At 65.7% G+C, this 25,495-nt stretch carries 38 protein-coding genes; 8 read left to right on the top strand and 30 right to left on the bottom strand.

Features of this window, described 5'->3' with window-relative positions; all coding sequences use genetic code 11:
- Position 1 precedes the first annotated feature (1 nt).
- A complete protein-coding gene (locus V8324_RS02130) occupies positions 2-1,420 on the bottom strand; it encodes a circularly permuted type 2 ATP-grasp protein (protein ID WP_336418261.1) in 1,419 nt (472 codons plus the stop codon).
- Between the two features lie 273 nt (positions 1,421-1,693).
- Here V8324_RS02130 and V8324_RS02125 point away from each other — a divergent pair, with 273 nt between their 5' ends.
- The gene (locus tag V8324_RS02125) at positions 1,694-2,134 is read left to right on the top strand and encodes a YeeE/YedE family protein (RefSeq protein WP_336418407.1); all 441 of its coding nucleotides are present in this window, start codon (positions 1,694-1,696) and stop codon (positions 2,132-2,134) included.
- Between the two features lie 4 nt (positions 2,135-2,138).
- The gene (locus V8324_RS02120) at positions 2,139-2,573 is read left to right on the top strand and encodes a DUF6691 family protein (RefSeq protein WP_336418260.1); all 435 of its coding nucleotides are present in this window, start codon (positions 2,139-2,141) and stop codon (positions 2,571-2,573) included.
- Here the strand turns inward: V8324_RS02120 and V8324_RS02115 are convergent.
- Positions 2,570-3,712, bottom strand: coding sequence for a CaiB/BaiF CoA transferase family protein (locus tag V8324_RS02115; protein WP_336418259.1), 1,143 nt, complete (start codon positions 3,710-3,712; stop codon positions 2,570-2,572). The two genes, V8324_RS02120 and V8324_RS02115, sit on opposite strands and share 4 nt — an antisense overlap.
- Before the next feature lie 145 nt (positions 3,713-3,857).
- Between V8324_RS02115 and V8324_RS02110 the strand changes: the two genes are divergently transcribed.
- Positions 3,858-5,039 carry an acyl-CoA dehydrogenase family protein gene (locus tag V8324_RS02110; RefSeq protein ID WP_336418258.1) on the top strand — a complete coding sequence of 394 codons (1,182 nt, stop codon included), beginning with the start codon at positions 3,858-3,860 and terminating at the stop codon, positions 5,037-5,039.
- Positions 5,040-5,064: 25 nt separating this feature from the next.
- Here the strand turns inward: V8324_RS02110 and V8324_RS02105 are convergent, their stop codons facing one another.
- The 15 genes from V8324_RS02105 to V8324_RS02035 all read right to left on the bottom strand — a co-directional run bounded on the left by V8324_RS02105 (position 5,065) and on the right by V8324_RS02035 (position 11,956).
- A complete protein-coding gene (locus tag V8324_RS02105) occupies positions 5,065-5,502 on the bottom strand; it encodes a GFA family protein (RefSeq protein ID WP_336418257.1) in 438 nt (145 codons plus the stop codon).
- Positions 5,503-5,663: 161 nt separating this feature from the next.
- Complete coding sequence (locus V8324_RS02100; RefSeq protein ID WP_336418256.1) at positions 5,664-6,344, bottom strand: hypothetical protein; 681 nt, start codon at positions 6,342-6,344, stop codon at positions 5,664-5,666.
- 153 nt (positions 6,345-6,497) lie between these two features.
- Positions 6,498-6,686 carry a 50S ribosomal protein L30 gene (gene rpmD, locus V8324_RS02095; protein ID WP_336418255.1) on the bottom strand — a complete coding sequence of 63 codons (189 nt, stop codon included), beginning with the start codon at positions 6,684-6,686 and terminating at the stop codon, positions 6,498-6,500.
- 13 nt (positions 6,687-6,699) lie between these two features.
- Positions 6,700-7,269, bottom strand: a complete 570-nt coding sequence (gene rpsE / locus V8324_RS02090; protein ID WP_336418254.1) for a 30S ribosomal protein S5 — start codon at positions 7,267-7,269, stop codon at positions 6,700-6,702.
- Between the two features lie 12 nt (positions 7,270-7,281).
- Complete coding sequence (gene rplR, locus V8324_RS02085) at positions 7,282-7,641, bottom strand: 50S ribosomal protein L18 (RefSeq protein WP_336418253.1); 360 nt, start codon at positions 7,639-7,641, stop codon at positions 7,282-7,284.
- An 11-nt stretch (positions 7,642-7,652) separates the two neighbouring features.
- On the bottom strand, positions 7,653-8,186 hold the full coding sequence (rplF, locus tag V8324_RS02080) for a 50S ribosomal protein L6 (protein WP_336418252.1): 534 nt from the start codon (positions 8,184-8,186) through the stop codon (positions 7,653-7,655).
- Positions 8,187-8,198: 12 nt separating this feature from the next.
- The gene (rpsH, locus tag V8324_RS02075) at positions 8,199-8,591 is read right to left on the bottom strand and encodes a 30S ribosomal protein S8 (RefSeq protein WP_336418251.1); all 393 of its coding nucleotides are present in this window, start codon (positions 8,589-8,591) and stop codon (positions 8,199-8,201) included.
- A 13-nt stretch (positions 8,592-8,604) separates the two neighbouring features.
- Positions 8,605-8,910, bottom strand: a complete 306-nt coding sequence (gene rpsN / locus V8324_RS02070) for a 30S ribosomal protein S14 (protein WP_336418250.1) — start codon at positions 8,908-8,910, stop codon at positions 8,605-8,607.
- Between the two features lie 19 nt (positions 8,911-8,929).
- Positions 8,930-9,493 carry a 50S ribosomal protein L5 gene (gene rplE / locus V8324_RS02065; protein WP_336418249.1) on the bottom strand — a complete coding sequence of 188 codons (564 nt, stop codon included), beginning with the start codon at positions 9,491-9,493 and terminating at the stop codon, positions 8,930-8,932.
- Positions 9,486-9,797, bottom strand: a complete 312-nt coding sequence (rplX, locus tag V8324_RS02060; protein ID WP_336418248.1) for a 50S ribosomal protein L24 — start codon at positions 9,795-9,797, stop codon at positions 9,486-9,488. The genes rplE and rplX overlap by 8 nt, the downstream gene beginning before the upstream one ends.
- Position 9,798: 1 nt before the next feature.
- Positions 9,799-10,167, bottom strand: a complete 369-nt coding sequence (gene rplN, locus V8324_RS02055) for a 50S ribosomal protein L14 (protein ID WP_336418247.1) — start codon at positions 10,165-10,167, stop codon at positions 9,799-9,801.
- 81 nt (positions 10,168-10,248) lie between these two features.
- Positions 10,249-10,479: a 30S ribosomal protein S17 gene (rpsQ, locus tag V8324_RS02050; RefSeq protein ID WP_336418246.1), complete on the bottom strand. Its 231-nt coding sequence runs from the start codon at positions 10,477-10,479 to the stop codon at positions 10,249-10,251.
- Positions 10,480-10,491: 12 nt separating this feature from the next.
- A complete protein-coding gene (gene rpmC / locus V8324_RS02045; RefSeq protein ID WP_336418245.1) occupies positions 10,492-10,692 on the bottom strand; it encodes a 50S ribosomal protein L29 in 201 nt (66 codons plus the stop codon).
- Between the two features lie 250 nt (positions 10,693-10,942).
- Entirely contained in the window at positions 10,943-11,149 is a 207-nt protein-coding gene (locus V8324_RS02040) for a cold-shock protein (protein ID WP_336418406.1), read from the bottom strand.
- A gap of 186 nt (positions 11,150-11,335) precedes the next feature.
- Entirely contained in the window at positions 11,336-11,956 is a 621-nt protein-coding gene (locus V8324_RS02035; protein ID WP_336418244.1) for a 2OG-Fe(II) oxygenase family protein, read from the bottom strand.
- Positions 11,957-12,025: 69 nt separating this feature from the next.
- Here V8324_RS02035 and V8324_RS02030 point away from each other — a divergent pair, with 69 nt between their 5' ends.
- A complete protein-coding gene (locus tag V8324_RS02030) occupies positions 12,026-12,763 on the top strand; it encodes a hypothetical protein (RefSeq protein ID WP_336418243.1) in 738 nt (245 codons plus the stop codon).
- Positions 12,764-12,837: 74 nt separating this feature from the next.
- Here V8324_RS02030 and rplP read toward each other — a convergent pair whose 3' ends face one another.
- The 10 genes from rplP to mgtE form a co-directional block, all read right to left on the bottom strand.
- Complete coding sequence (gene rplP / locus V8324_RS02025; protein ID WP_336418242.1) at positions 12,838-13,251, bottom strand: 50S ribosomal protein L16; 414 nt, start codon at positions 13,249-13,251, stop codon at positions 12,838-12,840.
- 13 nt (positions 13,252-13,264) lie between these two features.
- Entirely contained in the window at positions 13,265-13,975 is a 711-nt protein-coding gene (gene rpsC / locus V8324_RS02020; protein WP_336418241.1) for a 30S ribosomal protein S3, read from the bottom strand.
- The gene (rplV, locus tag V8324_RS02015; RefSeq protein ID WP_336418240.1) at positions 13,975-14,355 is read right to left on the bottom strand and encodes a 50S ribosomal protein L22; all 381 of its coding nucleotides are present in this window, start codon (positions 14,353-14,355) and stop codon (positions 13,975-13,977) included. Before rplV ends, rpsC begins: the two co-directional genes overlap by 1 nt.
- Before the next feature lie 3 nt (positions 14,356-14,358).
- On the bottom strand, positions 14,359-14,637 hold the full coding sequence (rpsS, locus tag V8324_RS02010) for a 30S ribosomal protein S19 (protein WP_336418239.1): 279 nt from the start codon (positions 14,635-14,637) through the stop codon (positions 14,359-14,361).
- A 3-nt stretch (positions 14,638-14,640) separates the two neighbouring features.
- Complete coding sequence (rplB, locus tag V8324_RS02005) at positions 14,641-15,483, bottom strand: 50S ribosomal protein L2 (RefSeq protein ID WP_336418238.1); 843 nt, start codon at positions 15,481-15,483, stop codon at positions 14,641-14,643.
- Between the two features lie 252 nt (positions 15,484-15,735).
- Complete coding sequence (locus tag V8324_RS02000) at positions 15,736-15,855, bottom strand: entericidin A/B family lipoprotein (protein WP_336418237.1); 120 nt, start codon at positions 15,853-15,855, stop codon at positions 15,736-15,738.
- A 103-nt stretch (positions 15,856-15,958) separates the two neighbouring features.
- Positions 15,959-16,699 carry a YebC/PmpR family DNA-binding transcriptional regulator gene (locus V8324_RS01995; RefSeq protein ID WP_336418236.1) on the bottom strand — a complete coding sequence of 247 codons (741 nt, stop codon included), beginning with the start codon at positions 16,697-16,699 and terminating at the stop codon, positions 15,959-15,961.
- Positions 16,700-16,778: 79 nt separating this feature from the next.
- Positions 16,779-17,591 carry a TIGR00282 family metallophosphoesterase gene (locus V8324_RS01990; RefSeq protein WP_336418235.1) on the bottom strand — a complete coding sequence of 271 codons (813 nt, stop codon included), beginning with the start codon at positions 17,589-17,591 and terminating at the stop codon, positions 16,779-16,781.
- A gap of 133 nt (positions 17,592-17,724) precedes the next feature.
- A complete protein-coding gene (locus V8324_RS01985) occupies positions 17,725-18,288 on the bottom strand; it encodes a 5-formyltetrahydrofolate cyclo-ligase (RefSeq protein WP_336418234.1) in 564 nt (187 codons plus the stop codon).
- A complete protein-coding gene (gene mgtE, locus V8324_RS01980) occupies positions 18,285-19,679 on the bottom strand; it encodes a magnesium transporter (protein ID WP_336418233.1) in 1,395 nt (464 codons plus the stop codon). Before mgtE ends, V8324_RS01985 begins: the two co-directional genes overlap by 4 nt.
- Positions 19,680-19,824: 145 nt before the next feature.
- On the opposite strand from mgtE, the gene guaD reads away from it, so the two are divergent.
- Positions 19,825-21,108 (top strand): guanine deaminase, encoded by a 1,284-nt coding sequence (gene guaD / locus V8324_RS01975; protein ID WP_336418232.1) that lies wholly within the window; start codon positions 19,825-19,827, stop codon positions 21,106-21,108.
- 95 nt (positions 21,109-21,203) lie between these two features.
- Positions 21,204-21,452, top strand: coding sequence for a hypothetical protein (locus tag V8324_RS01970; protein WP_336418231.1), 249 nt, complete (start codon positions 21,204-21,206; stop codon positions 21,450-21,452).
- 75 nt (positions 21,453-21,527) lie between these two features.
- Here V8324_RS01970 and V8324_RS01965 read toward each other — a convergent pair whose 3' ends face one another.
- Together V8324_RS01965 and V8324_RS01960 are read right to left on the bottom strand one after the other, a co-directional pair.
- Positions 21,528-22,304, bottom strand: a complete 777-nt coding sequence (locus tag V8324_RS01965) for an inositol monophosphatase family protein (RefSeq protein WP_336418405.1) — start codon at positions 22,302-22,304, stop codon at positions 21,528-21,530.
- A 59-nt stretch (positions 22,305-22,363) separates the two neighbouring features.
- Complete coding sequence (locus tag V8324_RS01960; protein ID WP_336418404.1) at positions 22,364-22,732, bottom strand: helix-turn-helix domain-containing protein; 369 nt, start codon at positions 22,730-22,732, stop codon at positions 22,364-22,366.
- Positions 22,733-23,059: 327 nt separating this feature from the next.
- Here V8324_RS01960 and V8324_RS01955 point away from each other — a divergent pair, with 327 nt between their 5' ends.
- Positions 23,060-24,028 (top strand): NADPH:quinone oxidoreductase family protein, encoded by a 969-nt coding sequence (locus tag V8324_RS01955; protein WP_336418230.1) that lies wholly within the window; start codon positions 23,060-23,062, stop codon positions 24,026-24,028.
- A 169-nt stretch (positions 24,029-24,197) separates the two neighbouring features.
- Entirely contained in the window at positions 24,198-24,977 is a 780-nt protein-coding gene (locus tag V8324_RS01950) for a Bax inhibitor-1/YccA family protein (protein WP_336418229.1), read from the top strand.
- 315 nt (positions 24,978-25,292) lie between these two features.
- Here the strand turns inward: V8324_RS01950 and V8324_RS01945 are convergent.
- Positions 25,293-25,495, bottom strand: a 203-nt coding sequence (locus tag V8324_RS01945; RefSeq protein WP_336418228.1) for a hypothetical protein, incomplete at its 5' end; no start/stop codon positions are given.

The raw sequence follows: 25,495 nt of genomic DNA, 5'->3' as shown, positions 1-25,495 counted from the left end.
TTCAGTCCTCCAGCACCCAGGTGTCCTTTGTGCCGCCGCCCTGGGATGAATTGACCACCAGCGACCCCTTCTTCAGCGCCACCCGCGTCAGCCCGCCGGGGGTCACGCGGATGCCGTCGGGGCGCACCAGCACGAAGGGGCGCAGGTCGACATGCCGCGGCGCCAGCCCGCTGCGCGCAAAGATCGGCACCGTCGACAGGCTGAGGGTGGGCTGCGCGATATAGTTGCCCGGCCGTGCCTTCAGCTTGCGGCGGAACGCGGCGAGGTCTTTCTTGGTGGCCGCCGGCCCCACCAGCATGCCGTAGCCGCCCGATCCGTGCACCTCCTTGACGACCAGTTCCGAGAGGTGTTCCAGCACGTAGCCCAGCGCCTCTGGCTCGGAGCAGCGCCACGTCGGCACGTTGGGCAGCAGCGGCGGCTCGCCGGTGTAGAACTCGACGATCTCGGGCATGTAGGAATAGATCGCCTTGTCGTCGGAGATCCCGGTGCCGGGGGCGTTGGCGATGGTGAGGCCGCCGGTGCGGTAGACGTCCATGATCCCGGGCACGCCAAGCTGGCTTTCGGGGTTGAAGTTCAGCGGATCGAGGAATCCGTCGTCGACGCGGCGGTAAAGCACGTCGATGGGCGTGTAGCCGCGCGTGGTGCGCATCGCGACGCGCCCATCCACGACCCGCAGATCGTGGCCTTCGACCAGATCGACCCCCATCTTGTCGGCAAGGAACGCATGTTCGAAATAGGCCGAGTTGTAGATCCCCGGCGTCAGCACCGCGACCACCGGGTCCGGCCCGGCGGCGGGCGGCGCGCTGGCGGCCAGCGACCGGCGCAGGTTGGCGGGGTAGTTCTGCACCGCCTGCACCCGGTTGCGCGAGAACAGCTCGGGGAACATCTGCAACATCGTCTCGCGGTTTTCCAGCATGTAGCTCATGCCCGACGGCGTGCGCGCATTGTCTTCCAGCACGAAAAACTCGCCTTCGCCGGTGCAGACAAGGTCGATACCGACGATATGGGTATAGACCCCGCCGGGCGGCGACACCCCGATCATGTGCGGCAGGAAGGCATCGTTGCGCGCGATCATCTCCTGCGGAATGCGCCCGGCCTTCACGATCTCCTGCTTGTGGTAGATGTCGTGCAGCAAGGCGTTGATGGCGCGCACCCGCTGCTCGATCCCGCGTGCGAGGCGGTGCCATTCCGCCCCGGACATGATGCGCGGCACGATGTCGAAGGGAATCAGCCGTTCCTCGGCGGCGTCCCGGCCATAGACGTTGAAGGTGATGCCGGTCAGACGGAATATCTCCTCGGCCTCGCGCTGCTTGGCGCGCAGCCGCTTGGGATCCTCGCCGGTGAACCAGTCGTGAAAGCCGCGATAGGCGCCGCGACAGGCGCCGTCCCTGCCCCACATCTCGTCGAAACATTCCGTCATCCGCGCCCCGCCCGATGCAGCCCCGTCACGCTGATTGAGCCCCAAACGCCGGCCCGCGCAAACCGCGATGACGCGGCGGCGGGCGAAAAACGCCGATCCGCGGCGCGAAAGCCCGCAGGCTGCCTCATATATGGGCAGTGAAAGTCGGGGGCCGCGATGGCGCCACCCCGATCACGATTTCGTTGCGGTCGGATTTCCCCTGTATAACGGGGCCGGCGCATCATATATAATTCTCTGAATATATCGGTGACGACCAGGACAGGAATGACAGAAATGACGGGATACGAGACCGCGTTCACACCGCTGGAATCGCTTGCGGGAGGTGTGCTGATCGGGGCGGCGGCGGTGCTGCTGATGGCGCTGCAGGGCCGGGTGCTGGGGGCCACGGGGATCCTTTCGGGCCTTCTGACGGGCGCCGCGCCCGGCGACCGGGGCTGGCGCGCGGCGATGGTCGCGGGGATGATCACGGGGCCGCTTCTGCTGCTGGGTCTCACCGGCACCATGCCCGTGGTCGAGGTGCCGGTCGGCTGGCCGATGATCCTCGTCGGCGGTTTCGTCGTCGGGCTCGGCGCGAGTTTCGGGTCGGGCTGCACCTCGGGGCACGGGGTCTGCGGGATGGCGCGGCTGTCGCCGCGCTCCCTTGCGGCGACGATCACCTTCATGATCGCCTGCGGGATCACCGTCTACATCATCCGTCACGTGATCGGAGCCTAATACCATGCGTCTTTTCTCCGCATTTCTCGTCGGGCTTATCTTCGGCACGGGCATCGCCCTGTCGGGGATGATCAACCCGGCCAAGGTCCTCAATTTCTTCGACATCGCCGGCGCGTGGGATCCCAGCCTCGCCTTGGTGATGAGCGGCGCGCTGGTGACGACATTCCTCGGCTACCGCATGGTGCTGCGCCGCGGCGCCCCGCTGATCGAGGCGCGGTTCCAGCTGCCCACCGCCCGCAGCCTCGACACACGTCTCATCGGCGGCTCGGCGGTGTTCGGCATCGGCTGGGGCATCGCGGGCTTCTGCCCGGGGGCTGCGGTTCCGGCGCTGGCCACCGGCCGGTGGCAGGTGGCGCTGTTCGTCGCCGCACTTCTGGCGGGCCTCTGGTCGGCGCGTATGGTTCAGGACAGGCTTGCGGGCAAGGGGGCTGCGGCCTAGCCCCGGTCCGCGTCCCCGTCCGCGAATTCCGCGCGCAGGGCGTCCGTGTGTGCGCCCAGCTCGGGCACCGCGCCGCAGTCGGGCACCGCGCCATCCACCACCGCACCGGGGGCGAGCAGGCGCACCGGGCCCGAGGGTGTCTCGGCGGTGACGTAGCGGTTCTGCGGATGGGTTCTCAGATCCTCCATCTCGCTCACCCGTCCATAGGCGATGCGCGCGGCGCGCAGCCGGTCGGCCATCGCATCGCGCGTCAGACCGGCGAAGACCGGACGCAGCACGGCATCGAGAGCCTCGCGATTGGCGACGCGGGCCGCGTTGCTGTCAAAGCGCGGATCGCGGGCCAGCCCAGGCTGCCCGAGGATCGCGTCGCAGAACACGGCCCATTCGCGTTCGTTCTGGATCGAGATCAGCACCGATTTGCCGTCCGACCCCGCATAGGCCCCGTAGGGCGCGATGCTGGGATGGTTCAGCCCGGCGCGCGCCGGCACCTTGCCGCCATGGGTATATTGCAGGTACGGCACGTTCATCCAGTCCGCCAGAGCGTGAAACAGCGACACCTCGACATGCCGGCCTCGGCCGGTGATGCCGCGCCCGATCAGCGCCTCGAGGATCGCCTGGTAGGCGGTCATCCCCGCCGCTATGTCGCAGACCGACACCCCGGTGCGCGCCGGCCCCGCCGCGTTGCCGGTGATCGACGACAGCCCGGTTTCGGCCTGCACCAGCAAGTCATAGGCCTTGAGATCGGCCAGCGGCCCGTCCTCTCCATAGCCAGAGATCGACACGGTGATCAGCCGTGGATTGGCGGCGCGCAAGCTGTCCGGCGCCAGTCCCAGCCTGGCCACGGCGCCCGGCGCGAGGTTCTGGATGAAGACATCCGCACGCCCCAGCATCCGCGCCAGCAGCGCGTGATCGCCCGCCTCGCGCAGATCGAGGCAGATCGATTCCTTGCCACGGTTGAGCCAGACGAAATACGCGCTTTCGCCATGGACCAGCGCATCGTAGCCCCGCGCGAAATCGCCCTCGGGACGTTCGACCTTGATCACCCGCGCGCCCGCCTCGGCCAGCCGGTTCGACGCATAGGGCGCGGCGACCGCCTGTTCGACGGAGACCACGAGAAGACCGCAGAGATCGGTGCGCATCGGGATACTCCTTGCGTTGCGGCATCGTGGCGGCACCTTGCCCGTCCACGGCGACGGTGAAAAGCCCGATCCTAGCGCCACCGATATTCCCCTCGCCGCGAAAACCTGACAGTCAGGGACCGGGGAAACGCACAAGGGGGATGCCATGAGTTCTTTCGATCCGACAGCCGACTATGCCGATATCCGCGACGGCGTGGCGCGTGTCTGCGCGGACTTCACGGGGCCCTACTGGCGCGATCTGGACGCGCGCCGCGCCTATCCGCACGACTTCGTCGCGGCGTTGATCCGCGAGGGCTTTCTTGCGGCGATGATCCCGGAAACCTACGGCGGATCGGGGCTGAACCTGACGGCGGCCTCGGTGATCCTCGAAGAGATCCACCACCAGGGCTGCAACGCGGCCGCCTGTCACGCGCAGATGTACACGATGGGCACGCTGCTGCGGCACGGCTCGGACGCGCAGAAAGAGGCGTATCTGCCGGGGATCGCCGACGGGTCGCTGCGGCTGCAGGCCTTCGGCGTGACCGAACCGACCAGCGGCACCGACACGCTGGCACTTAAGACCACGGCGCGGCGCGACGGCGACGACTACGTCATCAACGGCCAGAAGATCTGGACCTCGCGGGTCGAACATTCCGACCTGATGATCCTGCTGGCCCGGACCACGCCGCGAGATCAGGCCAGCTCGCGCACGGGCGGTCTGTCGGTGTTCCTGGTGGATCTGCGCGAACATATCGGCAAGCGCGTCAACATCCGCCCGATCCGCACGATGATCAACCACGCAACCACGGAGGTGTTCTTCGATAACCTGCGCATCCCGGCGGACAGCCTGATCGGCGAAGAGGGCAAGGGCTTTCGCTACATCCTGTCGGGGATGAATGCCGAGCGCATCCTGATCGCCGCCGAATGCATCGGCGACGCCAAGTGGTTCCTGAAAACCGGCGCGGATTACGCGCGCTCGCGCGAGGTGTTCGGCGAACCGATCGGAGCCAACCAGGGCGTGCAGTTCCCGCTGGCGCGCGCCCACGCGCACCTGATGGGGGCCGAGGCGATCGTCTACCGCGCCGCGGCGATGTATGACGCGGGCGAGACCCCGGGGGTCGAGGCCAACACCGCCAAGCTTCTGGCCGCCGATGCCAGCTGGGAAGCCGCCGAGGCCTGCATGCAGACCCATGGCGGCTTCGCCTTCGCCGAGGAATATGATGTCGAACGCAAGTGGCGCGAGGCGCGGCTCTACCAGATCGCACCGATCTCGACCAACCTGATCCTGGCCTATATCGCCGAACAGGTGCTGGACCTGCCGAAATCCTACGGGCCGGGGCGCGGCTAGGCGTCCCCGGCAGGGGCCCGGCGGGTCAGGCCGGGTCCGGCCAGACGAAATCCGGGCGCAGCCCCTCGTGGACCGGGCGGCCGTCATCGGGCTTCGGCACGCCGCTCGCCGGGTCGTAGAAGGCGTGATAGGGGGCCTCGGGGATCTGGCCGTCATAGCCCATCAGGTTGGGCACGATCACCCGGATGCGGCGCTGCTTGTCATCCAGCATGATCGGCGCGCCGCATTCCGCGCAGGTACACAGCTCCAGCGGGCCGTCGGGATTGTTGGCATTGAAGGGCTGGCGGTTCATCCCCGCCTCGTTGTCCGCCACCACGTCGCCGTGCTTGAAGAACACGACATGCGTCGTGTCCTGGCCAGTGACGCCCTTGCAGACCGAACAATGGCAGGTGTGATTGTCGATCGGTTCGCTGTCGGCATGGGTGTGGATATGCGCGCAGCCCCCGGAATAGGTATGTGCCATGTCTTTCTCCTCCTGTGATGCCGCGGGTCGGCGCAGGGCGGCCCCCTGACGTGCCGATGAACCACGGGCTGCGACATTTTAACACATTACCCGACCGCGTAGCACCGCGACCAAGGGCGCGCGTGATAGTGTAACGGACCACGCACCGGTAAAGGGGCAGGTCAGTCCTGCGCGGAGGGCGGCAGTTCCGCCGGATCAGCCTTGGGATCGACATAGGTGATCTGCCCGAGATTGCGGTTAGGCCCCCATTTCCTGTGCATCAGCGTGCCGTTAACGATATACAAATCCGCTACAAGGTAGCGATCCAGTTCACCGGTTTCCGGATTCCAGATGAGGATCGCGTCGTCTTCACGCCCGTCCATGCCATGCACGAGGGCGAAACGATCCTGCGGATGGTTGGCCGCGAAGTGTTTCATCATCGTCAGAACAGCTCCGTACTCCGTGACCCGCTCATCGGTGAAATAGCACCCGGCCTCGAGCCCGCCGACCCCGACCAGCGCGACGCCCCCGGCGATCAGAGTCGCGGGTGCCATCAGCACGGCTCCAACTGTACCGAGCACACCACCAGTGCCGGCAATTATACCGATTGTGCCTGCGCCGGATGCACCAGCTAACGTAGAACCGAGCATTGTCAGCCCAGATCCTGCATGCACCAAGGTGTAAAAGCCCGCCGCTTTCATCGCGGCCCCGCCCACAGCGGCAGCCCCACCTGCACCGACGATGGCACTGGAAGGCGCGCTGCCAAGTTTCACGCTTGGCCTGTAATCGCAGACCGCCGCCGCGACGTTACTTCCGCAGAAAGCGAGAACGCTCGCAGCCAAAGCGTTTGTGGAAAATCGCATCTGTTATCTCCCAACTACAACGACATCTAGCGTATCGGCAGGCTAGTTCTGGCGCAAACCAAAACGCCCCGGCCTTGAGGGGCCGGGGCGTAGCAGTCGGGGTGTGGAAACGTCAAAAGTTTCCGGACGGCTTTCTTCGCAAGAAAACGGACGTCAGCCCTTTTCCTCGACGATCTGCACCATGTGCGGGATCTTGGCGATCATGCCGCGCACGGCGGGCGTGTCTTCCAGCTCGCGTGTCTTGTGCATCTTGTTGAGGCCCAGACCGATCAGGGTCTGGCGCTGCTTCTCGGGGCGCCGGATGGGCGAGCCGATCTGCTTGACGACGATGGTTTTTGACATCTCTGGGGGCTCCTTACGCTTCGGCCGTCTCGGCGCTCGCCGGGGCCTCGTCGCCCTTCTTGAGGATATCGGCGACCTTCTTGCCGCGACGCTGCGCCACCATCCGGGGGCTGGCCTGGAATTTCAGCGCGTCGATGGTGGCGTGGATCATCGCGTAGGGGTTCTGCGAGCCGGTGGATTTCGCGACCACGTCCTGAACGCCCAGCATCTCGAACACCGCGCGCATCGGACCGCCGGCGATGATGCCCGTCCCCTGCGGCGCGCTGCGCATGACGATCTTGCCGGCGCCCGCGTGACCCGAGCCGTCATGGTGCAGCGTCCGTCCCTCGCGCAGCGGCACGCGGAACATCGCGCGCTTGGCAGCCTCGTTGGCCTTGCGGATGGCCTCGGGGACCTCCTTGGCCTTGCCCTTGCCAAAGCCCACGCGGCCCTTCTGATCGCCGACGACCACGAGCGCCGCGAAGCCGAAGCGCTTGCCGCCCTTGACCGTCTTGCTGACCCGGTTGATCGCCACGAGACGATCGGCGAATTCCGGCGTTTCGTCGCGTCCGCGACCTCCGCGGCGGTTGTCTTCTCTTGCCATTCTATCGTCTCCTTAAATCTTCAGGCCGGCGTCACGCGCGGCATCCGCCACGGCCTTGATCCGGCCATGGAACAGGAACCCGCCGCGGTCGAAATACGCCTCGGTCACGCCCGCATCCCGCGCGCGCTCGGCAATCGCGGTGCCGATCCTGGTTGCGGCCTCGACATTGCACTGACCGACCAGCCCGAAATCCTTCTCGAGGGTCGAGGCGGCGGCGAGGGTGATCCCCCGCACGTCGTCGATCAGCTGCACGCTGATATTCTTGTTGGAGCGGTGAACACTCAGGCGCGGACGCCCGGCATTGACCTTGCGAAGCTTGTTCCGAACGCGCATGCGGCGTTTCTGGAACAGTTTTCTCTTGCTGTATGCCATCTGTCGCGTCCTTACTTCTTCTTGCCTTCTTTCAAGAGCAGGTATTCGCCCTTGTAGCGGATCCCCTTGCCCTTGTACGGCTCCGGCGGTCGCCAGTCACGCATGTTGGCCGCGACCTGCCCGACAAGCTGCTTGTCGGTGCCCTCGATGACCACCTCGGTGGGCTTGGGGACGGTGACGGTGACGCCGTCGGGGATCGGGAACTCGACATCATGGCTGAGCCCGAGATTGAGCTTGACCGAGTTGCCCTGCATCTGGGCCCGGTAGCCGACGCCGCGGATCTCCATCTCCTGCTTGAAGGTGTTGGTCGCGCCGTGGACGAGGTTGGCGATGACCGTGCGGGTCATGCCCCATTGCTGGCGCGCCCGCTTCGAGGCGCCGCGCGGCGACACCCTGATCTGCGCGTCCTCGATGGCGATGGTGACATCGTCGCTGAAGGTGAAGGACTTCGCGTCCTTCGGGCCCTTCACCTCGATGGTCTGGCCCGACATCTTGGCGGTGACGCCATCCGGCAGGGCCACGGGTTGTTTTCCGATTCGAGACATGTCCGGGGCTCCTCAGAATACCGTGCAGATCACTTCGCCACCGACATTGGCGGCGCGCGCGGCTGCATCCGACATCACACCCTTGGAGGTGGAGACAATCGACACGCCCAGGCCCTTTCGGACCTGCGGGATGTCCTTCACGCCCATGTAGACGCGACGGCCTGGGGTCGAGACCCGGCTCATCTCGCGAATAACGGGCGTGCCCTCGTAATATTTCAGGCTGACCTCGATGTTGGGATGGCCGTTGGCCCCCGTCACGGTCTCGAAGCCGCGGATGTAGCCCTCGGATTGCAGCACCTCGAGCACGCGCTCGCGCAGCTTCGAGGACGGCGTGACGATGGTGGACTTGCCGCGCATCTGCCCGTTGCGGATCCGGGTGAGCATGTCGCCGATAGGATCGTTCATATCTCTGCCCTCCTCACCAGCTCGACTTCACGACACCGGGCAACTGCCCGGCAGAGCCCAGATCGCGCAGCGCGATGCGGCTGATCTTCAGCTTGCGGTAATAGGCATGCGGACGCCCGGTCAGCTGGCAGCGGTTGTGCAGCCGGGTGGCAGAGCTGTTGCGCGGCAGTTCGGCAAGCTTCAGCGAGGCGCGAAAGCGCTCTTCCATCGGCTTTGCCTGGTCGTTGATGATCGCCTTGAGCTCGGCGCGTTTCTTGGCGTAGCGATCCACCATCTTCTGGCGTTTCTTCTCGCGCTCGATCATTGCTTTCTTGGCCATGATGTAATCCTTCCCCGGCTCAGCTGGTGAACGGCATGTTGAAATGCTTCAACAGGCTGCGTGCTTCAGCGTCGGTCTTCGCCGTGGTTGTGATGATGATGTCCATCCCCCAGACTTCGTCGACCTTGTCGAAGTTGATTTCGGGGAAAACGATGTGTTCCTTGAGACCCATGGCATAGTTGCCGTGCCCGTCGAACGATTTGCCCGGCACGCCGCGAAAGTCGCGGATGCGCGGCATGGCGACGGTGATCAGGCGGTCGAGGAAATCGTACATGCGGTCGCCGCGCAGCGTCACCTTGGCGCCCAGCGGCATGTCCTCGCGCACCCGGAACCCGGCGATCGAGTTGCGGGCCTTGGTAATCACGGCGCGCTGGCCGGCGATCGTGCTCAGATCGTCCTGGGCCGCCTTCGCCTTCTTGGAATCGCGCACGGCCTCGGCGCCGCAGCCGATGTTCAGCACGATCTTGTCGAGCCGCGCGATCTGCATGTCGTTGGTATAGCCGAACTCTTCGCGGAGCGCGGGCTTGATCACATCGCGGAACTGCGTGCGCAGGCGCGGGGTGTAGGCGGCAGTATCAAGCATCGATCACGTCCCCCGTGGTCTTGGCGAACCGCACCTTCTTGTCGCCCTCGATCCGGAAACCGACGCGGGTGGGTTTGCCGTTCTTGTCGGCGATGGCGAGGTTGCTCAGGTCGATGGGCATCGCCTTGGGGATGCGGCCGCCCTGGCTGGACTGGCTCTGGCGGGTGTGGCGGATGGCCATGTTGACCCCCTCGACCACGGCCTTGCCGGATTTCGGATCGACGCTGGCGATGGTGCCGGTCTGGCCCTTGTCCTTGCCGGCCAGGACGATCACCTTGTCGCCTTTTTTCAGTTTGGCTGCCATCTTACAGCACCTCCGGGGCGAGCGAGATGATTTTCATGAAGCTTTTCGAGCGCAGCTCGCGCACCACCGGCCCGAAGATACGCGTGCCCAGCGGCTCTCCCGCGTTGTTCAGGATCACGGCGGCGTTGCGGTCGAAGCTGATGGCGGTCCCGTCCTCGCGACGGACCTCCTTGGCGGTGCGCACGACGACGGCCTTGCGGACGTCCCCCTTCTTCACGCGACCGCGGGGGATGGCTTCCTTCACCGAGACGACGATGATGTCGCCGACGGAGGCGTATTTCCGCTTGGAACCCCCCAGAACCTTGATGCACTGAACCCGGCGCGCGCCAGAGTTGTCAGCTACATCCAGATTGGTCTGCATCTGGATCATTTGATGTCTCCCGACCTATGGGGGGCGATGCATTGCCTTGGTCCCCAGGGTTTCGATGATGCCGAAAAATGCTTGGTGACGTTACGCCTCCAGCACCTCCCAGCGCTTGGTTTTCGAGTAGGGCGCGCATTCGATGATCCGAACGGCATCGCCGGCCTTGTAGGCGTTGTTCGGATCGTGCGCCCGGTATTTCTTGGACTTGCGGATCGTCTTCTGCAGCACCGGGTGCTTCAGACGGCGTTCCACGGAAACCGTGACGGTCTGGGCGTTGGCGTCAGAGGTCACCACCCCTTGAAGGATTCGTTTGGGCATCTCAGGGGCTCCTTACTCTGCCGCCGCGCGGGCTTTTTCGTTCAGGATGGTCTTGACGCGGGCCGCGTCGCGGCGCGCCAGACGCATCTGCGCGGGGTTCTCGAGCTGGCTTGTCGCCGCCTGAAAGCGCAGGTTGAATTGCTGCTTCTTCAGCCGCGTCAGTTCTTCCCGAAGCTGGTCGGGGGTCTTGTCGCGAAGTTCCTTGGCGTCCATCGCCTTTTCCTTTCTCAAAACACCGGTCGGCCCCTGACGGTTGCTTCAGGGTCACCTGACATCCGGTGGATCATGTGCAAGACACGCGAATCTCCGCATCGGAGACCCCCGTGGATTGGCGCTCTATAAAAGACGTGGCGGGCAAGGGCAAGCGAAACCTGCGACAAACCCGGCCGCGGGGACAGGGCACCGCAACGCAAGACGGCCCCGAGGGTCACCCCGGGGCCGTCCATACATCTCGTCAGGTCGCTTATGCGAGCTGGAGGTTCGCGGCGCTCTCGCGGCCGTCACGGCCGGCTTCGACGTCGAACGTCACTTTCTGGTCGTCGGCGAGGCCGGTCAGGCCCGCACGCTCGACAGCGGAGATGTGGACGAAAACGTCCTTGCCGCCACCGTCGGGTGCGATGAAGCCGAAGCCTTTAGTTGCGTTGAACCATTTCACGGTGCCATTTGCCATCGTGTCGTCTCCTTGATTGTCCTGCCCGCGGAAGTGCGGCAGCTCGGCGTGGTCGGTCTGGATCGAGGTACTGACCGCCGTGAGAGGAGACAGAGCGTCGAAATAGAATAACGTTAGCCATACCTGTATGACGATGTTGCCGACCGATTGCAAGCCCCGAATGCGCGCTGCCCGAAATCGCCGGGTTCAGCCCCAGCTGTAGTTGAAGCTCACGCTGATGCGCTCGTCCTCGGACTGGTTCATCGGCACCTCGTGGCGCAGCCACGATTCCCACATCAGCACCTCGCCCACCACGGGCGCCACGTAGACGAAGCTGCGCATCTCCTCGCGCGCGTCGCGCAGCCGGGCGGGCGCCGCCATCATCCGCGCCGATCGCGGGTCTTCGAGCTTCAGCGCGCTGGTGCCCTTGGGCATCGCGACGTAGGTCGTGCCGGAAATCACCGAATGCGGGTGGATATGGCTGCCATGACTGCCGCCCTCGGGCAGGATGTTGATCCAGATATCCTCGAGCTTCAGGTCCCGCCCCTCGAGGTCGAATTCCAGGTCGCGCGCGAAATCGGCGACATGCGAATCGAGCACCTTCACAAGGTCGGCGAAGATCGGGAAGCGCCAGGGCAGATCGGTCAGTGACGCGTAAGACGTGTAGCCGGGATAGCCCTCGCTCTCGCACCAGTCCTGACCGGCCTCGTCATCCTCGGCGATGGAATAGCACGACGCGGCCAGTTCTGCCGCGTCGATGGCCGGGGCGTGCTCCGACAGCGCGGCGCGGTACAGCCGGGTGACAAAAAGGGATGTGATCGACGACATGGCCCGTTTCTGATCGCAGATGCGGCGCGGCGCAAGGGTTTCTCAACCCTTTTGCGACAGGGTACCGGCATGGAAAGCACCAGAACGGCGCAAAGACTCATCCGCAGGACGGCCGCGATCGGCCTTATGCTGGTTGGCGGGCTGGCCGGCCCCGCCGCGGCCGATCTCTTCGAGGATCGCACACCGCTCGTCAATGGCGCGCGACAGCCGATGTTCGCCGCGCGCGAGGCCCCGCCGGTGCAAAGCGCCAGTCTCTTCACGGGCCGCAAGGATGACGGGCTTTTCGGCGCGGCCTCGCGCCGGGCCCTTACCGGACCGCTGACCGACGGCTCGGTCGCCGCGCGCCTGCGCGACCTCATCGCGCTGGCCGAGGCGGGGCCCGACGGTTACGACGCGGTACAGCACGGCGCGCGCATCCGTCCGCCCAAGCCGCCGACCCGAATGACCCTGCGCGAGATCGAGGCATGGACCCGCGCCACGCCGGGACAGCCCCACGCCATCGGGCGCTACCAGTTCATCCCCGCCACGCTGCGCCGGCTGACGGCAACGCTGGACCTGCCGCCCGGCACGCGGTTCGGCCCGCATGTGCAGGATCGGCTGGGCGATCTGCTGCTGGCCGAGGCCGGGCTGGCCGAGGTACAGCGCGGCAAGATCAGTGAGGCCGCCTTCCTTCTGAACCTGTCGCGGATCTGGGCCGGGCTGCCGACGGCCTCGGGGCGCAGCTATTATCACGGCGTCGCCGGCAACAAGGCCACGATGAGCTGGAATCGCTACGCCCGCGCGGTGCGCGAGATCCTCGACGGCTGAACGGTACGCGGCCATGAAAAAACCCCGCCGCTTGCGCGCCGGGGCCATTCTTCGCAAACGGCGTCGCTGCCCGTTTACCAGTCGTCGCGCACCACGACCCGGGTCTTGACCGGCAGCTTCATCGCGGCAAGGCGCAGGGCCTCCATCGCGGTCTCGTCATTGACACCGTCGATCTCGAACATGATCCGGCCCGGCTTGACCTTGCAGACCCAGCGATCAACAGAGCCCTTGCCCTTGCCCATCCGCACCTCGATCGGCTTGGCCGAGACCGGCACATCCGGGAAGATCCGGATCCAGACCCGGCCCTGGCGTTTCATGTGACGCGTCATGGCGCGGCGCGCGGCCTCGATCTGGCGCGCGGTGACGCGCTCGGGCTCGGTCGCCTTCAGGCCGTAGCCGCCGAAGTTCAGATCGGACCCGCCCTTGGCCTCGCCGCTGATCCGGCCCTTGAACTGCTTGCGGAATTTCGTCCGTTTAGGTTGTAGCATCTGTCATGTCCCCTTATCGACGACCGCCGCCGGCACCACGTGGCGCGGGACCGTCCTGGAGTTCCTGGGCCTTGCGATCACGCGCCGCGGGATCGTGCTCGAGGATCTCGCCCTTGAAGATCCAGACCTTGATCCCGATGATCCCGTAGGCGGTTTGCGCCTGGATGCTGGCATAATCGATGTCCGACCGAAGGGTGTGCAGCGGCACGCGACCCTCGCGATACCATTCGGTGCGCGCAATCTCGGCACCGCCGAGACGGCCCGCTACATTGACCCGGATGCCCAGCGCACCCATCCGCATGGCGTTCTGCACGGCCCGCTTCATGGCCCGCCGGAACGACACCCGCCGTTCGAGCTGCTGCGCGATGCTGTCACCCACCAGCGCGGCGTCCAGCTCGGGCTTGCGCACCTCGACGATGTTGAGATGCAGCTCGCTCGCGGTGATCTTGGCCAGCTTCTTGCGCAGCGTCTCGATATCCGCGCCCTTCTTGCCGATGATCACGCCCGGGCGCGCGGTGTGGATCGTCACGCGGCACTTCTTGTGCGGCCGCTCGATGATCACCCGGCTGATGCCGGCCTGCTTGCACTCGGTATTGATGAACTCGCGGATCTTGAGATCCTCCAGCAGGAGGTTCCCGTAATCCTTGGTGTCGGCATACCAGCGGCTGTCCCAGGTGCGGTTGACCTGCAGGCGCATGCCAATCGGATTTACTTTATTTCCCATCAGGCTTGCTCCTCAACTTCACGCACCTTGATCGTCAGTTCCGAGAACGGTTTGCGCAGCGCGCCGAACCGGCCCCGGGCCCGCGGACGTCCGCGCTTCAGCACCAGGTTCTTGCCGACATAGGCCTCGGCCACCACCAGCTCGTCGACGTCGAGATTGTGGTTGTTCTCGGCATTGGCGATCGCCGATTGCAGGCACTTGCGCACATCGTCCGAAATGCGCTTTTTCGAGAATGTCAGATCGGTCAGCGCCCGGTCCACCTTCTTGCCGCGGATCATCGCCGCGACGAGGTTCAGCTTCTGCGGGCTGGTGCGCAGCATGCGCAGCTTGGCCATCGCCTCGTTATCCGCCACGCGGCGGGGATTCTTGTCCTTGCCCATGGCTTATTTCCTCTTCGCTTTCTTGTCGGCGGTGTGACCGTAATAGGTGCGCGTCGGCGAATATTCCCCGAACTTCTGCCCGATCATGTCCTCGCTGACATTCACCGGCACATGCTTCTTGCCATTGTAGACACCGAAGGTGAGCCCGACGAATTGCGGCAGGATGGTCGAGCGGCGCGACCAGATCTTGATGACGTCGTTGCGCCCCGATTCGCGCGCGGCCTCGGCCTTTTTCAGGACGTAGGCATCGACGAAGGGGCCTTTCCATACAGAGCGGCTCATGTCTTAACGGCCCTTCTTTCTCGCGTGACGCGACCGCAGGATAAGCTTCTGCGACGCCTTGTTGGTGTTGCGGGTGCGTGCGCCCTTGGTGGGCTTGCCCCATGGCGTGACCGGGTGACGGCCACCGCTGGTGCGGCCCTCGCCGCCGCCATGCGGGTGGTCGATCGGGTTCATCACGACACCGCGCACAGAGGGGCGCTTGCCGTGATGGCGCATGCGCCCGGCCTTGCCGAAATTCTGGTTGCTGTTGTCGGGGTTGCTGACCGCACCCACGGTGGCGAGGCATTCCTGCCGCACGAGGCGCAGCTCGCCGGAACTCAGCCGGATCTGCGCGTAGCCGCCATCGCGGCCCACGAATTGCGCGTAGGATCCGGCGGCCCGGGCGATCTGCCCGCCCTTGCCGGGCTTCAGCTCGACATTGTGGACGATCGTGCCGATCGGCATCCCCGAGAAGGGCATCGTGTTGCCGGGCTTGATGTCGGCCTTCGCCGAGGCGATCACCTTGTCGCCCGCGGCGATGCGCTGCGGCGCGAGGATGTAGGACTGCTCGCCGTCGTCATAGCGGATCAGCGCGATGAAGGCGGTGCGGTTGGGATCATATTCGATCCGCTCGACGGTGGCCTGGATATCGAATTTCGTGCGTTTGAAATCCACGACCCGGTAGAGGCGTTTCGCCCCGCCCCCGCGTCTGCGCGAGGTGATCCGCCCGGTGTTGTTGCGTCCGCCCGATTTCGTCAGACCCTCGGTGAGAGACTTGACGGGGCGACCTTTCCACAGCTCCGAACGGTTGATCAGCACCAGCCCGCGCTGGCCCGGCGTCGTCGGATTGTACGACTTGAGTGCCATGCTTTCTGTCTTCCGTTAGCTTGCGACGGGTTGCCCCGCCTATGTTGGGACCGGATGCGTCCCGGTCCGGATGAAGGGCCCTCGGCGAGGTCCCCGGTTCTGGCGGTTTCAGCCAATGACAGCACGGCCCCGGACGAATCCGGAGCCGTGCAGACATGTCCTGTTAGGCGAGCCCGCGCCGCGGGTCAAGCCATCGGGCCGCAATTCGGGCCGCGATTTCGGCAAGTCCCGATCCGCGACCCCCGCGCCCCTTCACTCGGCGGCATCCTCGATCGTCTGCCCGGCCGTCTCGATATCTTGCCCGGCCCCCTGCACGGTGTTGCAGCCGGTCAGCACGAGGCAGGCCAGCACCAGTGTCATGATGGATTTCATCTCGTCTCTCCCTTGAGGTGTCGGCGACATAATGACAGCCGCGACAGGGCGCGCAAGATGCCGCGCGTCGCGGCCTCCGAAGGGTCGGCGATCGCGGGCGCCGTCACAGCTGCTCCATCACCTCGTCGGGGGCCTCGAAATTTGTGGTGACGCGCTGCACGTCGTCGTCGTCCTCCAGCGCCTCGATCAGCTTCATCAGCTTCTGCATGCCCTCGAGGTCCATCTCGGTCGTCATGTTGGGCTTCCAGACCAGCCGGGTCGAATGCGACTCGCCCAGCTGCGCCTCCAGCGCCGTCGCCACATCGTTCAGGTCGGTATCGGCACACCAGATCACGTGACCGTCCTCGCCGCTCTCGACATCCTCGGCACCGGCCTCGATCGCCGCCATCAGCACCGTTTCGGCATCGCCGGCCTCGGCGGGATAGGTGATCTCGCCCTTGCGCTCGAACATGAAGACCACGCTGCCGGTCTCGCCCATGTTGCCGCCCTGCTTGGTGAAGGTGCTGCGCACGTTGCTGGCGGTGCGGTTGCGGTTGTCGGTCATCGCCTCGACGATCACCGCGACGCCGCCCGGGCCGTAGCCCTCGTAGCGGATCTCCTCGTAGTCATCGGCATCGCCGCCCTGCGCCTTCTTGATGGCGCGCTCGATATTGTCCTTGGGCATGGATTGCGACTTGGCTTCCTTGATCGCCATCCGCAGCCGCGGGTTCTTCTCGGGATCGGGATCGCCCATCTTGGCGGCGACCGTGATCTCCTTGGAGAATTTCGAGAACAGCTTGGCGCGGACCGCGTCCTGGCGTCCCTTGCGGTGTTGAATATTCGCCCATTTGGAATGGCCGGCCATCGTGCGTGTCTCCTGCGAAATCCGGAATTCGGGGCCTTCTACCCGCTCAGGGACAGCAGGGCAACGCCCCGGGGCCCGCTTACGGCCCGGCCTGCGGCAGCCGCCCGCCCTGGCGCACCATCTCGATACGGGTCGCACGCCCCGTGGCGTCCTCGGTCTCGACATAGACGCCCGCCAGCGTCACCGCCCCCATCGCGGGGGTGAAGCGGTCGCGGCCCATGCCGGTCACGAACCGGCGCATCGGCTCAGCCTTGTCCATGCCGATCACCGAATCGTAATCGCCGCACATCCCCGCATCGCCCTGGAACGCCGTACCCCCGGTCAGGATCTGAGCGTCGGCGGTCGGGATATGCGTGTGCGTGCCCACCACGAGGCTGGCGCGCCCGTCGCAGAAATGGCCCATCGCCATCTTCTCGGACGTGGCCTCGCAATGCATGTCGACCACCGCCGCCTGCACCGCCCCGCCCAGCGGATGCGTGCGCAGCACCGTGTCGATGGCCGAGAACGGATCGTCGAAGGCGCGCCGCATGAACACGTTGCCCAGCACCTGCGCCACGAGGATCCTGCGGCCCCGGGCATCGGTGAAAACCCGGTGCCCGCGCCCGGGGGCGACCTTTGCATAGTTCAGCGGCCGAATGAGGCGCGTCTCGCGCTCGACCGCCTGCAGCATGTCCTTCTGGTCGAAGGCGTGATCGCCCAGCGTGACACAATCGGCCCCGGCCTCGAACAGGCCCGTCGCATGCGCCGCCGACAGCCCCATCCCGCCAGAGGCGTTCTCGCCGTTGACCACCACGAAATCGAGGGTCCAGGCCTTGCGCAAAGCGGGCAGATTGTCGGCCACCGCGGCGCGTCCCGCACGCCCCATGACATCGCCAAGGAAAAGTATCTTCATGCCGCCCTGATAGGTCCGCGCGCCCGCAAGCGCAAGCGTTCGGGATGGGTCGCCACCCTGCCCTTCATCTTTCCAAAAATACTCGACACCCTGCGTTGCGGCCCGGCGCACGGCCCGGTCCCCGGCAGACCCGTCAGTCGCCGATCCCGATCACGCCCGCCTCGGTCACCACCATGTCGAGCGGCTGGTCGGTCGCCTCCAGCGGCAGCGCCTCGGTCTCCTGCGCGGCATAGGCAAAGCCGATCGCGACGGTGGGGCGCTGCGCCCGCAGCCTCTCCAGCGTGCGGTCGTAAAAGCCGCCGCCATAGCCCAGCCGCCCGCCCGCGCGGTCGAAGGCCACCAGCGGCACGATCAGCACCTCGGGCTCGAGGAAATCGTCGACCTCCGGCACCATCGCGCCGAACGGCCCGTCGCGCAGCGTGCAATCCGGGGCCCAGCGCGAGAACAGCAGCGGGCGCCCCGGCCCGACGATCACCGGCACCGCCACCGGGCCGTGCTTGGCGGCTTCGGCCATCGCCGGGCGCGGATCGATCTCGGTGCGGATCGGCAGGTAGCCCGCCACCGGCACCCCGCGCCACGCCCGCAGCACGTCCCGAAGATGCCGCGCCCCGGCGCCGTCATCCAGCTTGTGCGCCGCGGCCCGCCGCGCGAAAGCCGCCTTGCGCGCCGCCTGCTTGATCCCGTCGCGGTCGCTCATAACAGGAACATCGCCCCCAGCCCGAGAAAGGCGAAGAACCCGACGACATCCGTCACCGTCGTCACGAAGGTGCCCGATCCCAGAGCGGGATCGACCCCCATCCGGTCCATGACCACCGGGATCGCCGCCCCGGCCAGACCGGCCACGGCAAGGTTGATGACCATCGCGGCGGCGATCACGTAGCCCAGCCCGAACCCGCCGAACCAGATCACCCCGACGATCCCCATCACCACCGCGAAGGTCACGCCGTTGATCAGCCCGACCGAGACCTCGCGCATCAGCACCCGTTTGACGTTCGCGCCGGTCAGATCCTTGGTCGCCAGCGCGCGCACCGCCACCGTAAGGCTCTGGGTGCCGGCATTGCCCCCCATCGACGCCACGATGGGCATCAGCACCGCCAGCGCCACCAGCTGCGCCAGCGCCTCGTCGAATATCGAGATCACCAGCGAGGCCAGGATCGCCGTCACCAGGTTCACCGCCAGCCACGGCACGCGGCGCTTGACGGTATCCATCACCGTGTCGCTCAGGCTGCCCTCCTCGCTGACGCCGGCGAGGCGAAAGATGTCCTCCTCGTGCTCGGCATCCAGCACCGCCATCGCGTCGTCGATGGTGATCACGCCGACAAGCCGGCCCTCCTCGTCCACCACCGGCGCCGAGATCAGGTGATACTGGTTGAACGCATAGGCCACGTCGCCCTCGGCCTGCGTGACGGGGATGACGTGGAACGTCTCCTCGACCATGTCGCGCAGCGCCACGGTGCGGCGCGCGGCCATGATCCGCCCCAGCATCACGTTGCCGACCGGGTGCAGGCGCGGATCGACAAGGATGATGTGATAGAACTGCTCGGGCAGGTCCTCGGCGTTGCGCATGAAATCGATGACGTCGCCCACGGTCCAGTGCTCGGGGGCCATCACCACCTCGCGCTGCATCAGGCGACCGGCGGAGTATTCCGGGTAGCTCAGCGATTGCCGCACCGCCAGCTGGTCGCTCGCCTCGAGCGCGCCGAGGATGGCGTCCTGCTGGCGGTCCTCCAGATCCTCGACCAGGTCGACCACGTCATCGGATTCGAGCTCGCGCACCGCGTCGGCCAGAACCTCGGGCGTCAGCAGGCCGATCACCTCCTCGCGGATCGACTCGTCAAGCTCCGACAGGATCTCGCCGTCGAACTCGGTGCCGTAAAGCGCGATCAGCCGGCGCCGGTCGGTTCCGCCGATCTGTTCGAGAAGGTCGGCGATGTCTGCGGCGTGCAGCGGCTCCATCTCCTGCCAGAGACGCTCGCGATCATCGGTGTCCACGGCCTCCATGATCCGCGACACGGCCTGCGTGTTGAGCGGATTGGCATCCTCCCCCGGCTCGCTCTCGGGGGTCGCCACGTCGTCCTTGTCATCCATGTCGCGCACTCCCGTCGCCTGAATCCCGATCACGGATAAAGAAGGGTGGTGGTTAAAACAATGACAATGGGGCGATTTACCCCGAGATCGCCAGCCTCTACCCTGCGGGTCGCGCAGCCTTTGACCGAAGCGGACCCGCCTCGCGATGCCCGACACCCTTCTCACCGGCCGGATCCTGGCCTACGACCGGTCCCCCTTCGACGGCGATCCGGCCGAGGCCGCGCGCCTGCACGAGGCGCTGGTCATCGCGGATGGCCATGTCGCGGCCCTCGGCCCGCGCGCCGATCTGCGCGCCGCCTATCCCGGCGCGGTGCATCGCGACATGGGCGAGCGGCTGATCACCGCCGGGTTCATAGATGCCCACGCGCATTATCCGCAGACCGCGATCATCGCCAGTTGGGGCAAGCGGCTGATCGACTGGCTGACCACCTACACTTTCCCCGAAGAGGCGCGCTTTGCCGACCCGACATATGCCGACGAGGTCGCGCACCGCTACCTCGACCTCACGCTGGCGCATGGCACCACCACGACCGTCAGCTATTGCACGATCCATCCCGGCAGCGTGACCGCGTTCTTCGAGGCAGCCCGCGCGCGCGGGCTGCGCGCCGTGGCGGGCAAGACCTGCATGGACCGCAACGCGCCCGACGACCTGCGCGACACCGCGCAATCGGCCTATGACGACAGCAAGCGCCTGTTGCAGGCGTGGCACGGCGTGGACCGGCTGGGCTATGCCATCACGCCGCGGTTTGCGCCGACCTCGACGCCCGAACAGCTCGAGGCGCTCGGCGCGCTCTGGGCCGAATACCCCGATTGCCTGATGCAGACACATCTGGCCGAACAGCCCGACGAGGTCGCGTGGGTCGCGTCGCTTTTCCCGGCGGCGCGCGACTACCTCGACACCTACGAGGCGCACGGCCTGCTGGGCGCGCGCGGGCTTTACGGTCATGCCATTCATCTTGCCCCGCGTGAACGCGCCCGGCTGGCAGAGGTCGGCGCGGCGCTGATCCACTGCCCGACCTCGAACACCTTCATCGGCTCGGGGCTGTTCGATCTCGCCGCGCGCGTCGCCGAGGACTGCCGCGTCGGACTTGCCACCGATACCGGTGGCGGCTCGTCCTTCTCGATGCTGCGCACCATGGCGGCAGCCTACGAGATCGGCCAGATTTCTGGCACCGCCCTGCACCCCGCGCAGCTTTTGTGGCTGGCCACCGCCGGATCGGCACAGGCGCTGCATCTCGGCGACCGCATCGGCACCATCGCCCCGGGGATGGAGGCCGATCTGGTCACCCTCGACCTCGCCTCGACCCCCGCCATCGCGCAACGCGCCGACCGCGCCGGCGATATCTGGAGCGCGCTTTTCCCGACGATCATGATGGGCGACGATCGCGCCATCGCGCAGGTCTGGGTCGCGGGGCGGCCGGTGACATGACCGGTCGCGATGCGCGGCGCGACGAATTGGATCGCCGGGTGTTCGGCCTATTGTCGTGTCGTCAACAGGATGACAGATCCCGAAAGGAGCCCCCGATGACCGAAATCCCCACAGCCGCGGCCCGGCACCTCGCCGAGGCCACCCGCGCCATCGACGCCCAGTTCGGCGACGGCTACGCCCGCGACCACCCCGAACTTGTCGCAAGCCTGGTGCAAAGCGCGACCATCGACGCTGCCGTCGCCACCGGCTACGGCGCCCACCAGGAGGCGCTTGCAGCCGCCCGCCAGATCAGTGCCGAGATGGGCGAGACGATCCTGAAGCTCAAGCCGCGGATCTTCGGCTGAGGGACTGGCTGAGGGACTGTCGCGCGCGCGGGCGAGTTTGTGAAAAACCGCGGCCTGTTGTGTACAGGTTCGCCGTCACGGCACCCGCGACAGGATCTCCAGCGCGGCAGCGTGTTGTTGCCGCCCCGCGGCCGCCACCACACGGCCGCCCTCATGCGCGGGGCGCCCCTGCCAGTCGGTGACGATGCCGCCCGCCGCCTCGATCACGGCGATCGGTGCGCCCACATCGTAGGCGTGCAGCCCCGCCTCGATCACGAGGTCGATCTGCCCGAGGGCCAGCATGGAATAGGCATAGCAATCAAGGCCGTAGCGCGTCAGCCTCACGCGGTTTGCCACCTCCGCGAAGGCCGCGCCCTCGGCGGGCGTGCCAACCTCGGGAAAGGTGGTGAACAGGATCGCGTCGGCCAGCGGTCGGTCGCCCCGCACGCGCAGCGGCAGGGTGCCATACGGTCCGCAAAGCGCGGCCCGGCCAAAGCCGCCCTCGAAGCGTTCGCCGATATAGGGCTGATCGATGATACCATATATGGGGCCAGTCGCATCCGACACCGCAATCAGTACCCCCCAGGTCGGGGCGCCGGACAGAAACGCCCGCGTCCCGTCGATCGGGTCGAGCACCCAGGTCAGGCCCGACGATCCCGACTGCGCGCCGTACTCTTCACCCAGTATGGCATCTTCGGGGCGCAAGTCCCTGATAACAGACCCCATTGCCAATTCCGCCGTGCGATCCGCCTGCGTGACCGGATCGAACGACCCGTCGGACATCTTGTTGTCGGTCAGCAGGCCCGCACTGCGGAAATGCGGCAGGATCGCTCCCCGGGCGGCATCGGCGACCGCATGCGCGGCCCGCCTGATCGCGCCTGTCTCCTCGACCGGGTAAGGATTTGTTTTCGTTGTCGAAATCGTGGGGTCGCTCACGCAACCTCGCTCAGAACCCGCGCAAGATCGAAAAGGCGGCGACGCTGATTCTCGGGGATCGCGTAATAGGAGCGCACAAGATCGAGTGCTTCCTTGTCCCCGATCAAGTCGTCCGAAAGACGCCCCGTGGCCCCGACATTCTCCTTGTCGTCGATGCCTTCGAAAAAGAAGCTGACCTGAATGTCGAGCGCCGCTGCGATATCCCACAGCCGCGATGCACTCACCCGGTTCGCCCCGGTTTCGTATTTCTGAATCTGCTGAAACTTGATTCCGACAGCCTCTGCCAGCTGCTGCTGCGTCATTCCGACGAGCCAGCGTCTGTGGCGGATGCGTTTGCCAACATGCACGTCAACGGGGTGCGACATAAGATTTTCCTCTTCGAAACATTTCGAACATGATGCGACAATCGGATGGACCGTCACCGTTGCCGCACCTTTAAGACATTGCGCCACGCATCCCAGCAGCTCCTTAATACATACCAATTTCACGCCGGAAAACAAGTTATATCGCTAATCGTTAACGTGCTGTCTCCGCAAACTACTCAATTCAAACGCGAACCCGCTTTCATCCGCCTGACGGAAACCCCCGGCCGTGCATTTTCGGGGTCACAGGTGGGCGAACCCGTTCGAATCGCATTGAAACCGGCGGCACCGGTGGTCTAGCGTTGCAGCGCCAACAACCGGAATAACGCCATGCGCGCCTATGCCATCCCCTCTGCCGGGACACCGCCCGCCCTGCGCGAGATCGCCGAGCCCACGCCCCAGGCGGGCGAGATCGGCGTCGCCATCGCCGCCTGCGGGCTGAACTTCGCCGATCTGCTGATGATCAAGGGCGAATACCAGGAAATGCCCGCGCCCCCCTTCACCCTCGGGATGGAGGTCGCCGGGCGCGTCACGTCGCGCGGGCCCGACACCGACGGGCCGCCGGTCGGCGCCCGCGTCGCGGTCTTTGGCGGGCATGGCGGACTGGCCGAGCAGGGCTGCTTTCCCGCCGAGCGCGCGGTGCTTCTGCCCGACGCCATGAGCTTCACGGACGCCGCCGCCTTCCAGGTCGCCTACGGCACCAGCCACGTGGCGCTGGACCACAAGGCGCGGCTGCAACCCGGCGAGACGCTGCTGGTGCTGGGCGCGGCCGGTGGCGTCGGGCTGACCGCGGTCGAGATCGGCAAGCTGATGGGTGCTCGGGTGATCGCCTGCGCGCGCGGGCCTGACAAGCTCGACGTGGTGCGCCGCGCCGGCGCCGATCACCTCATCGACGCGCGGTCCGAGGATATTCGCGACGTCTGCAAGGGGCTGGGCGGCGTCGACGTGGTCTACGATCCGGTCGGCGGCGACCAGTTCAAGGCCGCCTTTCGCGCCTGCCGCCCCGAGGCGCGGATCCTGACCATCGGGTTCGCCAGCGGCGATGTGCCGCAGGTTCCGGCCAACCACCTGCTGGTCAAGAACCTGTCGGTGATGGGGCTGTACTGGGGCGGCTACCTGAAATTCCACCCCGAGGTGGTCACCGACAGCCTGCGCACCCTGTTCGACTGGTATGCCGAGGGCCGGATCAGACCGCATGTCAGCCATGTCCTGCCGCTCGAACAGGCCGAAGAGGCGCTGGACCTGTTGCGCAGCCGCACATCCACCGGCAAGGTGGTGGTCACGACGGCGCAGGACTGATCTAGCGCGATATCACGCTGTGCGGGCGGGGATGCTGTGCAGCCATCAGGCGGCGTCGCAGAGAACATGCCGAAAACTGTCGGAAAAACTTGAAAACGCCCGCAACCTCACCGATATTGCGAGTAAAGTCTGGGTCAAAAGACTGACATCCACATATCGGAGGGATTACATGGCTGAGTACAACACGATCCGGTCGGCGGCAGGGACACAGTCCAAGCAGATCGACGCGGGTCTTCGCGCGCATATGAACAAGGTCTACGCGACCATGTCCATCGGCATGCTCATCACCGCTCTGGCGGCATGGGCCATTTCCGGACTGGCCGTGACGACCGATCCATCCGCCGCCGCGGCGGAGCTTGGCAACGGCAAGCTGCTGACCGGTCTCGGGGCCGCGCTTTACCTGTCCCCGCTCAAATGGGTGGTGATGCTGGCACCGCTGGCCTTCATCTTTCTTGGCTGGGGCTCGCTTCTGCGCCGCGCACCCGCCGCCGGCGTGCAGCTGGGCTTCTTCGGCTTCGCGGCGCTGATCGGGCTGTCACTCAGTTCGATCTTCTTGGTGTTCACCAACTTCTCGATCGCGCAGACCTTCGTGGTCACGGCGATCGCGTTCTCGGGGCTGTCGCTCTGGGGCTACACCACCAAGAAGGACATCTCTGGTTGGGGCAGCTTCCTGATCATGGGCGTGATCGGCCTGATTGTCGCGATGATCGTCAACATCTTCCTGCAGAGCGAAGCGATGATGTTCGCGATCTCGTCCATCGGCGTGCTGATCTTCGCGGGCCTCACCGCGTTCCACACGCAAGAGATCAAGAACGTCTACGTGGAACATGCCGCTCAGGGCGATCAGGAATGGCTCGACAAGGCCGCCTATGACGGCGCGCTGAACCTTTATATCAGCTTCCTGAACATGTTCCAGTTCCTGCTGATGTTCATGGGCCAGCAAGAGTAAAGAGCGCATCGGGAGCACCTTAGCTCATCAACCCCGCCAAGCCTCTGGTTTGGCGGGGTTTTTCGTGTCCTACGAACACGCTCATCGATCTCGACGAACCATGCCCGGGTCTCACAGATCTGCGCACAAAAATGTAACTTCGCCTTTGACCAAAGCGACCACTGTGACTCACTACATTAAGACCTGTGCTGGAGTTTGCACATGGAAAAGCCCGAAGAGAGACGTACTCCGTTGAGGTTTCGTCGGCTCTCAGTCTCAAACGGCAGTGTTGCAGAACTCAGGCCTGAGACGTGACTTCCCCTTACCCCATTGACGTCATGCCACGCGGACGATCTCGGCGGTGCCGAGGGCCGAGAAGCGGTTCATGAGGGCGATGCGGATGTGGATTTCGGCGGTCTGGCAGTCGGGCGTGAGCCATTGGAACGCCATTGATGGAGTGGATGGCTCCCGCTTCCGGCATCGCAATGTGCCATGTTGGGTGCTGTGAATACGGCCAACGAAGGGAGCCATCCATGAAC

It is taken from the genome of Roseovarius sp. D22-M7 (genome assembly GCF_037083785.1).
GTDB lineage: Bacteria > Pseudomonadota > Alphaproteobacteria > Rhodobacterales > Rhodobacteraceae > Roseovarius.
This window is presented reverse-complemented; position numbering and strand designations above follow the sequence as displayed.